This window comes from Microcoleus sp. D2_18a_B4 (assembly GCF_036702475.1).
Classification (GTDB): Bacteria; Cyanobacteriota; Cyanobacteriia; order Cyanobacteriales; family Microcoleaceae; genus Microcoleus.
The window spans coordinates 1-8,857 of the sequence record NZ_JAUBTL010000033.1 but is presented as its reverse complement, the minus strand read 5'-3'; the positions used below and the strand labels follow the sequence as shown (position 1 = coordinate 8,857).

The following is an 8,857-nucleotide window of genomic DNA, read 5'->3' as shown; positions in this document are numbered from 1 at the left end:
CTGCTGTAAACTTTCGTAACTTGACTTCGCTACAGTTTCGGCTAATTGGCTTTCGAGATTTTGCTTTTCGGTAGCGAATTGCTGCTGTAAAGATGCGATCGAACTTTCGCGTTCAGCCAACTGCTTCTGTAAAGTTTCGTAACTTTCTTGCAGCGGATTTGGCTTTACACTCACCGAGTCCGATAGGGTTTCTGCCGTTACAGCGTCATTAATTTCGCTTTCTTCGGCTGTTTCGCCTTGCAAGTGGGCGGCTTCTACCTGCGTTTCTTCACCTTTTTTCCAAGTGACACTAACTTCCGTCTTGTCGCTGGAAATATCCAGATTGCCTTGTGCCAAGCGTTCTAGGAGCTCCGACCTTGATATTCCGAGCTTTCGAGCGATCACGTTCAATCGATCGGCACTAGAAGAAGTCAGCGAAAGTCCGATTTTGACTTTGCTGTCTGAATTGGAACTAACTACATTGCGATTTTTTTTGACCATTGGCATTTTCCTCATGCCAACCTACACTTATTAGTATAGTGGCTGAAGCTTGTATTAAAATTAATTCTTGTTACTTACCAATTGTGCCAGCTTGCGTTCCCAATTGAACAAAAAGCCGTGAATGTATTCTTCGATCCATTCCTCCCGGCAGAACCGCGTGAACATTCCCTGGGCCGGGGTTTTTTCGGCACGATACCGCAGATAGCGCAGTCGAGCTTGTAAGCCGTTGTTTTAAAGCGAAGCTTCCAAAGTCGCACCTGCAACCCGATGATCTCGATCTTTTGCCAAATAGCTCACAGCAGCGCGAGCTTGAGGATTTTGACACTCCTGGGCCTAAAGGCACGAGGATTCTTCGTTCATAGACCCAACTTGCCCTAGCAGGATTACTCCAACCAAGGTAGAGGTCGAATCTCCCGAAGCGTTCGGATCTATGACCCAAGTTCCGGTATGCCCTACCGTACTCAAGGCTAATTTCAGGATATTAATAGCAGCATTCCAATCCCGGTCTAAGACGAAGCCGCATTGGCAAGTGTGGGTTCTCATAGAGAGGGATTTTTTGATTAACGTGCCGCAATTAGAGCATTCCTCAGAGGTGTAGGCAGGATTGACCGCTACGGTTATCTTGCCAAACTTAACCCCGAAATACTCTAACCATTTCCTGAACTGATACCAACCCGCATCATTAATAGACTTGGCAAGACAATGGTTCTTGACTAAGTTCTTAATCCTCAAGTCTTCATAGGCGACCAAATCGTTAGATTGGATTACACAACGTGCCAGTCTCTTGGCATATTCTTCACGTTGCCTACTTATTTTGAGGTGTACTCGTCCTAGTCTATTAATGGCTCGTTTACGATTGGCAGAGCCTTTTCTTTTACGAGAAACACGTCTTTGTCGAAACTTTAGACGCTTCTCGCCTGCTCGATAAAATTTAGGGTTAGGCTCAGTATGACCATTGCTATCGCTGTAGAACTCCTTGATTCCTACATCTAATCCAACAATTCTACCTGTCGGCTCAATGTCTAGTTTTCCAGTTTCGATTTTCACCAAGAACTGAACGTAGTAGCCATCGGCACGACGCACTAGCCTAACCCGCTTTATTTGGTCTAGTTGGTAGAAGTGTAAGTCCCACGTCCCTTTAAGTTTAAGTTTACCAATGCCCTTCTTATCAATGAAATTGATTGAGCGTCTATCGGGGGAAAGCTTCCAGCCAGAAGTTTTGTACTCTACCGAGCGGCAATTCTTCTTAAATTTTGGATATCCCTTCTTTCCGGGAATAGACTTCCTGCAATTTTCGTAGAATCGAGCAATTGAGGAATATGCCCATTCAATAGCAACTTGGCAAGCGTGAGAGTTCAAAGTATTTACAAAGGGAAACTCAGCTCTCAGCTTGGTGTTGTAGCGATACAGCTCTTTTTGCCCTACGCCGCGATTATCCATCCAAAAACGGATACATTTGTTGCGGACGAATTGAGCAGTTCTAATCGCCTCATCTATTGCTGAGTATTGAGTTGTTTTCCCTTTAGCTTTGAACTCTAAAACTCTCATTTGACGTGGACAAACCCTACGGCAACTAGCTTACCATAAATAAAGCCGTCCTAGAAGGACGGGGCTTGCATCCCATTATTGTTGGTCAAATTTGCTCAGCGCGCGAGCAACTCGCAGCCGAATTCCCCAGTTATCCGAACTTACTAGAGGTAATAATTGCTGCAATGCCTGTTCTTGCTTCGGGGTATTTGCCAGCAGACCAAATCCGTCAATTGCTGCTTCCTGAACGGGTAAATCTTCGTCGCCAAGACCGATCGCACAAATTTCAAATACTGCATCAGGACACTGCATTTCGTACAGCGGAGCCATAATGCTGCGGCGGACGAGCCAATTGTCATCGCGGCGAAAAGCTTCGACTAAATGAGAAATTGCCTCGGTTCCGAACCTTGACAAAGAGTTAGCGGCTTCGGCGCGCACGTTCGGATCGCGATCGAACTGCATCATTTTTAACAGCGCCGCAAAAGCTTCCGCAGTTTGAATCTGCCGCAATCCCATCGCCACGAACGATCGCACCATAAACTCGCGATCGTCCACTTTGCTCAGCAACATCGGCAGCGCCACCGCCGAATCGCACTTTCTCAGAGCCGTTACCCCCCGCAGCCTCTCTTGAGAATCCGAACTTTGCAGCGCTGCTTGGATTTCGCTAATTTCCATAAGCCAATTATATATTTATTTTTGTTACGTTTCTTTACAATCTTAGCAAAAATTCCCGGATTTTGGGCAGATTTAAAAAAAGTTCACTGCTGAACAATAAATTTTGTGGTTATTTAAGCGAATTTTTGTATTAGTAATGAAGGCAATCAATACCCGATTTATTTGAGTATGCGGAGGCATTATTTATCTTTTTCAATATGTTTTGACAGCCGATTTTTTACAAGCAGCGGGGAGCATCTCAATGAAAGCAGCCCTCCGCTAGAAATTGGAGCCAGGAGTCAGGAGTCAGGAGTCAGGAGGAAAGAAAAAGAAGGAGGAAGAAGGAAGGAGCCATAATAAGTGTTTTTACAAATATGAGATGATCCCAAGCAGCGGCTTGGTCGCAGTGCAGAATATAATCATTTTTCAACCCCGAATTTCGGAGATAAAAGCGCAGTTTAAAACCCTAGTTTTCCCGCGCATAAAATCCCAAGTGATTGGCAATTGGACGTTCCTGCATGGGGATTTTATTCTGAATCGGAGCATTCAACAGTTTCGCTCCTGACGGCGATGCTACTGCAAAAGTTACCGAGCCGCCACCATCTAAATTTAGCACTGTCTCGGCTCCCAACTGCATCGAAATATCAGTTATTTCGCTCAATTTCAGCCCTTCACTGTAAAGCCTCTGCTTGCCGTCTGCCAGAATTAACCACAACTTGTCGCCTGTTTTGTCGATCGCCGCCACTGCACGGGGATATGGTTTATCCTGTGTGCGTTCTTTTTGACTTTGTGCTACGGGTTTGCCATTTTTTACCAGCAAAGTATCTCCGGCAACTGCATAGGCTGTTCCCGCAGGACAAGTGCCGTTTGCGATTATTTGAGCGCGGTTTTTGGCATCAAAACAAAGGGCGGGAAAGCCTGGATCGGGTTGAGAATAAGCTTGGCTTTTGGCAATGGCGTGTCCGACATTATTTACTCGATCGCCACTGCGGGGATAGTAATCCCAAGGTGCTTGCTCGATGCAGGGATAAAAAAAATTGCCGTTGACTGCTAATTGCAATTTAAATTCTTTCAGGAATTCAGTAGCGGTGCGGGCATTGGTTTCTGTTAAATCGGGTGTTGGGTTTCCGGGAGTGACAAAAATTCCTATTCCCGGCGCTTTTAGGTCGATGCTAACAATGTGAATTAGGGTGGGACGCGGGTTAGTCCGAAATTCCCTGCGGTAGGCTATTCCCTGAAAGAGCGATCGGGATTCGTTTGTTTGTTGGGGGCGCAAAAAGTAGGGAATGTTGTAGAGTAGTATTGGTGCGAGCAATATTCCGAAACCGAGAATCTGGCAAATTTGTTTGATCGTGGGTCGATAAGTCATACCATTTTAGATTTGAGATGGGGGACGGGAACACTGACAGATTTATATATTTTCCAGCATCCTGTACTAATATGAAGTATTCGGATTCCAATAATTTTAGCAATCAAATTTTACGAAATCGATCGTTCCAAGGACAAGTTCTTAACGGTGCTGATTTCAGCGGTGCGGATGTTCGAGGCTGCAATTTTAGAAATGCTCAGTTAGCGGGTGCGAATTTTGTCGGTGCGAAAATCGGGCTTTCTCGGCGACAGATAGCTGTTTTGAGTGCTGGGGCGATCGCGATTTGTTTGCTTGTGGGCGATGTTCTGACTCGACTAATTTTGGGAACTCAAGGACAATTACCGGGCTCTGGCAGTTGGCCTTTTGTTCTGTTGCTGTACGGGGTTTTGAGCGCTGCTGGCTTCGCTTCGGCGATCGCCAGCAAACAGCCAAAAACCTCAAAAGCGGGTAGATTGGCACGAACAATTTCTGCTATTCTATCAGGAGCTTTGTTGGGATTTTTCTATGCTGGCACTGCAACTAATAATAATTCCCAGGCTGCTCTTGCTGGAATGTCGATCGGCGGGGTGTTAATGTTTTTTGTGAATTCCCGGATTCGTAGCCAATTTGCACAGGTGGCGATCGCATCGGCTGGAAGTGTGGCGACTTACGCAGCGGCTTTTTTGTTCAGTGCAACGGCGAGCGCTTTTCTGAGCACTCACAAACTGTTTTGGGGTATTTGTTTCGGTTTGCTGTCGCTGCTGTATCTTTGGTTTGCGTTTGTGTCTTTCTCGGCGCTTGTTAGAGAGATTGGAAATGCTGAGGGTACTTCCTTCAGAGGGGCAAATCTCGCTGATGCTAAGTTCGATATAAATTACCTCAATCTAAAATCTAAAATTTAAAATCTCAAATTCCCCGACTGATATTCAAACAGCAATTGAGCCAGCAGAAAGCGACGCTTTGCTGCAAACGGTGAGGGAGCAAATGGCCCTGGCAACTTTCAATCGCAACGACAGCGAACTGCTCAAAAAGATGGTCGAAAGTATGAGAGATTCGCAGGGAATGGGGAGGCTGAGTTTAGCCGAAACTCTCGGCTCAATTGGCAAACCTGCACCTCCTTTTTTGCTGGAAGCTCTAGCACATCACCCCAACGCTGTCGTGCGTAGAGCCTCTGCTAAAATGCTGACTCTGATTTGCGAGGCGATCGCCCGAACCACGCTGCTAGAAGCTTTTTTACAGGATGAGGATCAAGTGGGGGGAGGAAGAGTGGGATTAAAGACAAAGCCTGCGGTTTCCAACCGCGCCTACACAAACAAAACCCACTTGGAGTGGGTTAAAGAATTTTTACTCGATCGGGCTTGACAATTTCCTCTCAAAATGAGAGGATAAGCATAGTAGTCAAGGATCAAAGCAATCGATGCCAAACAAAAAAAGACACCAACCAAAAACCCATGCACCTAATCTCGATCTCCAACCTCCGTAATGATGCGGCCCAGTATCCCGATGTCAAAACTGAAATTGATACCTTGCATAAAAAATTCAAGAATGCAAAATGGCAGAATTTGGAGGAGGTTCGCAAGGAGTTCCGGGATGCCGAAGCAGTAGGAAACTTCACCGTCTTTAATATCAAAGGCAACAAGTATCGCCTGATTGTCGGCATCAACTACGAGGCTCAAACTATTTTCTACAAATATTTCCTAACCCATGCTGAATACGACAAAGACAAATGGAAAAATGATACTTACTTTTGATCGAGCAACTTATAGCAACTTGCTTGCAGAAATTGCTCCCAAGGCGATCGAAACCGAAGAGGAATACAATCGCTTCCTGGCAGTGGCAGAACGGCTAACCTTCGCTAAAAACCTCACTCCAGAGGAGAGAGTTTTATACAAGTTGTTAGTAACGCTCATTGAAGTTTATGAGACAGAAAATTATCCGATCGAATCGGAGCCTCATGAGATTTTGCAACACATCATGGAATCCAGTGGCACCCGTCAAGCGGACTTGGTAGGTATCATTGGATCGAGCGGTGTGGTGTCTGAGGTTGTGAATGGGAAAAGAGCGATTAGCAAGGCACAAGCTAAGGCACTAGGCGATTATTTTAAAATCTCACCTAGCTTGTTCATTTAATTTGGAAATTGGGCATTGGGAATAGGGGATTGGTTATTTGTGATTAGAAAAACTACTAACCAGTAACCACTAACTATTACCCATGCCCGATGCCCGATGCCCATGCCAGAGGCATCTGACCCTAGAAAAGCGAGATCCCTTGATTTTTCTAAAAGAATTCAAGGGATCTCGCTAATAATCAAAGTATTTATCTCAGATCAGAGATTTTTTTGGCAAGCTGTTTTTTTTGCCTAAACAGCTTGTTTAACGGAGAGGGAGGGATTCGAACCCTCGTTAAGTTGCCCTAAACACACTTTCCAGGCGTGCGCCTTCAACCGCTCGGCCACCTCTCCAAGGCTAAATTCATTCATTTAGCCACAGCTAAACTATATTAGCAGAACAAATCTGATTTGGGAAGGGGTAACGGCATAAATTTACTGTTTAATGTGGGTAGGGTGTCAAACGGGCAGGCTTGGATTCTCCTCCCTGTGTCGCAAACCCCTTCATCTAAAGGAGTTTGCCCGCCAAACCCCAATCTAAAATCTAAAATCTAAAATCTAAAATTCCATGACTAACTCTTACACAATTAAAATTCATAACAGACAGACAGGCGATCGCCACACCGTGCGAGTACCCGAAGACCGCTACATCCTGCAAAGCGCGGAAAACCAAGGAGTAGAATTGCCATTTTCCTGCCGCAACGGCGCTTGTACAGCCTGTGCGGTGCGCGTCAAGTCGGGGGAACTGCACCAGCCAGAAGCAATGGGGCTTTCGGTGGAACTACAAAAAGAGGGTTATGCCCTGCTGTGCGTCAGCTATCCCCGTTCCAACATCGAGGTAGAGACGCAAGACGAAGACGAAGTGTACGAACTGCAGTTCGGTCGTTACTTCGGCAAAGGTAAAGTTAGAGCCGGTTTGCCGTTGGATGAAGAATAAGGCAATTTGATAAATAATCAACTACCAATTATCCATGCTTTATCGATTATGTGCGATCGCCCTTTGTCTGTTGTTAGCTAGCTGCCAAAAACCCGAAATGCCCCAAGGTACGATCGCCAAAGTAGAAAGGGCCATCAGCGGCCAAACAATCGAAGTTATCAGTACAGCCGACAAAATAGCCTTATTAGAACAAATCAGGCTGATTGGTATTGATGCGCCGGATTTAAAACAGCAGCCTTGGGGAGAAGCAGCCAAACAAAGACTAGAACAGCTAACTGGGGGAAAACAGGTATTGTTAGAATCAGACATCGAAGAGAAAGATCGGTTCGATCGCAAACTAGCCTACTTGTGGCAAGATAAAATTTTGCTCAACGAACTGCTAGTCAAAGAAGGTTATGCCCTGGCCTCAGCGCGATCGCCCAACACCAAATACCAGCAGCGACTCGTGAACGCTCAAGAATGGGCGAGACTCATGGGTAAAGGCCTGTGGAATCCAGAACGAGCTTTGCGCCAAACTCCCGCAGAATTTCGCCAGCAAAATCGGAAATAGTCAGTTGGGAATGGGGAATTGGGCATTGGGAATGGGGAATTGGGCATTGGGCATTGGGCATTGGGCATTGGTTATTTGTGGGAGTCATTGGTGATTGCTTATTCGTTCATAAGGTTTGTAGTGAGGAGTGAAGTCCTCAGCTCTAAAATCTACGAAAATAATGACTTCAGTCTTTACTACAAACCTGTTTGATTGTGGGAGATTCACAAAACACGATCTAACAACTAACAACTAACAACTAACAACTGACAACTGACAACTGACAACTAACAACTGACAACTAACAAATGACTGACAATCAACTGCAAAACTTCTTAGAAATAGCCACCGAAGCAGCCCTAGCCGCCGGTTCCGTCCTGAAATCTTTCTGCGGAAAATTAGAAAAAATTCAAGAAAAAGGCCGATCGGGCGATTTAGTCACAGAAGCCGACAAAGCCTCAGAAGCCGTCATCTTAGAAATTCTCGGCCGCCACGTACCCGACCACGCCATCCTCGCCGAAGAATCCGGCAAATTAGGGGATGCTAGCAGCAAATACCTGTGGGCGATCGACCCTTTGGACGGCACAACAAATTATGCTCACCAATATCCTTTTTGGGCCGTGTCGATCGGACTTTTAATCGACGGTATACCACAAATTGGAGTAATTTACGACCCTTTTCATAATGAATTGTTTCGGGCAGGCAAAGGATTGGGAGCAACCTGCAACCGATCGCCGATCGAAGTTTCCCAAATCCCAGAATTGAGAACCAGCTTGCTAGTCACTGGCTTTGCATACGATCGGCGGGAAACAGCAGACAATAATTATGCCGAATTCTGTCACCTCACCCACCTCACCCAAGGCGTGCGGCGCAGCGGTTCCGCATCCCTAGACCTCGCACACCTGGCGATGGGGCGATCGGACGGATACTGGGAACGGGGACTCGCCCCTTGGGACGTAGCAGCAGGTGTAGTCATCGTCTCCGAAGCCGGAGGTCAAATTACAGCTTATGACGGCAGTGCCTTTGAGATGAACTCGGGTCGGATTTTGGCCACAAACGGCAAAATACACGCCGAACTCAGTGGCGCACTGCTAGCAGTTCCTCCGTTATCTTCCTGGGGGTAATCTACCTGCAGCAAGAGATCGGGGGTAGTACGGGGGTCAGAACCCCTTGACTCAAGCTACATTAAAGAATAGTGAGTGCGATTCGTTTAACCCAAATGGGTAGCAATACTCAGGGAAGGTTAGCCTAACCAACTGGTTAGTATAACTGAA

The 8,857-nt window shown here is 46.2% G+C and carries 12 protein-coding genes and 1 tRNA gene; 7 read left to right on the top strand and 6 right to left on the bottom strand.

What is annotated here, in order from left to right; all coding sequences use genetic code 11:
* The 5 genes from QUB04_RS19035 to QUB04_RS19015 form a co-directional block, all read right to left on the bottom strand.
* A partial coding sequence (locus tag QUB04_RS19035) for a ribbon-helix-helix protein, CopG family (protein WP_333286698.1) occupies positions 1 to 480 on the bottom strand: 480 nt, incomplete at its 3' end.
* 60 nt (positions 481 to 540) lie between these two features.
* Positions 541 to 690, bottom strand: a complete 150-nt coding sequence (locus QUB04_RS19030; protein ID WP_333286785.1) for a hypothetical protein — start codon at positions 688 to 690, stop codon at positions 541 to 543.
* A 123-nt stretch (positions 691 to 813) separates the two neighbouring features.
* On the bottom strand, positions 814 to 2,028 hold the full coding sequence (locus tag QUB04_RS19025; RefSeq protein WP_333286696.1) for a transposase: 1,215 nt from the start codon (positions 2,026 to 2,028) through the stop codon (positions 814 to 816).
* Between the two features lie 75 nt (positions 2,029 to 2,103).
* The gene (locus QUB04_RS19020) at positions 2,104 to 2,682 is read right to left on the bottom strand and encodes a HEAT repeat domain-containing protein (protein ID WP_333286695.1); all 579 of its coding nucleotides are present in this window, start codon (positions 2,680 to 2,682) and stop codon (positions 2,104 to 2,106) included.
* A gap of 445 nt (positions 2,683 to 3,127) precedes the next feature.
* Entirely contained in the window at positions 3,128 to 4,030 is a 903-nt protein-coding gene (locus QUB04_RS19015; RefSeq protein WP_333286693.1) for a phosphodiester glycosidase family protein, read from the bottom strand.
* A 71-nt stretch (positions 4,031 to 4,101) separates the two neighbouring features.
* Here QUB04_RS19015 and QUB04_RS19010 point away from each other — a divergent pair, with 71 nt between their 5' ends.
* The 4 genes from QUB04_RS19010 (at position 4,102) to QUB04_RS18995 (ending at position 6,139) form a co-directional block, all read left to right on the top strand.
* Positions 4,102 to 4,911 (top strand): pentapeptide repeat-containing protein, encoded by an 810-nt coding sequence (locus QUB04_RS19010; RefSeq protein ID WP_333286691.1) that lies wholly within the window; start codon positions 4,102 to 4,104, stop codon positions 4,909 to 4,911.
* Between the two features lie 82 nt (positions 4,912 to 4,993).
* A complete protein-coding gene (locus QUB04_RS19005; protein ID WP_333286690.1) occupies positions 4,994 to 5,371 on the top strand; it encodes a HEAT repeat domain-containing protein in 378 nt (125 codons plus the stop codon).
* An 89-nt stretch (positions 5,372 to 5,460) separates the two neighbouring features.
* A complete protein-coding gene (locus QUB04_RS19000; RefSeq protein ID WP_265239314.1) occupies positions 5,461 to 5,760 on the top strand; it encodes a type II toxin-antitoxin system HigB family toxin in 300 nt (99 codons plus the stop codon).
* Positions 5,744 to 6,139, top strand: coding sequence for a transcriptional regulator (locus QUB04_RS18995; RefSeq protein WP_333104604.1), 396 nt, complete (start codon positions 5,744 to 5,746; stop codon positions 6,137 to 6,139). The genes QUB04_RS19000 and QUB04_RS18995 overlap by 17 nt, the downstream gene beginning before the upstream one ends.
* A gap of 247 nt (positions 6,140 to 6,386) precedes the next feature.
* Here QUB04_RS18995 and QUB04_RS18990 read toward each other — a convergent pair.
* A tRNA-Ser gene (locus tag QUB04_RS18990) sits at positions 6,387 to 6,471 on the bottom strand.
* Between the two features lie 214 nt (positions 6,472 to 6,685).
* Here QUB04_RS18990 and QUB04_RS18985 point away from each other — a divergent pair.
* The 3 genes from QUB04_RS18985 to QUB04_RS18975 all read left to right on the top strand — a co-directional run bounded on the left by QUB04_RS18985 (position 6,686) and on the right by QUB04_RS18975 (position 8,707).
* Positions 6,686 to 7,054: a 2Fe-2S iron-sulfur cluster-binding protein gene (locus QUB04_RS18985; protein ID WP_333282553.1), complete on the top strand. Its 369-nt coding sequence runs from the start codon at positions 6,686 to 6,688 to the stop codon at positions 7,052 to 7,054.
* 34 nt (positions 7,055 to 7,088) lie between these two features.
* Positions 7,089 to 7,604: a thermonuclease family protein gene (locus tag QUB04_RS18980; protein ID WP_333143238.1), complete on the top strand. Its 516-nt coding sequence runs from the start codon at positions 7,089 to 7,091 to the stop codon at positions 7,602 to 7,604.
* 287 nt (positions 7,605 to 7,891) lie between these two features.
* On the top strand, positions 7,892 to 8,707 hold the full coding sequence (locus QUB04_RS18975; protein WP_333286688.1) for an inositol monophosphatase family protein: 816 nt from the start codon (positions 7,892 to 7,894) through the stop codon (positions 8,705 to 8,707).
* Positions 8,708 to 8,857 lie beyond the last annotated feature (150 nt).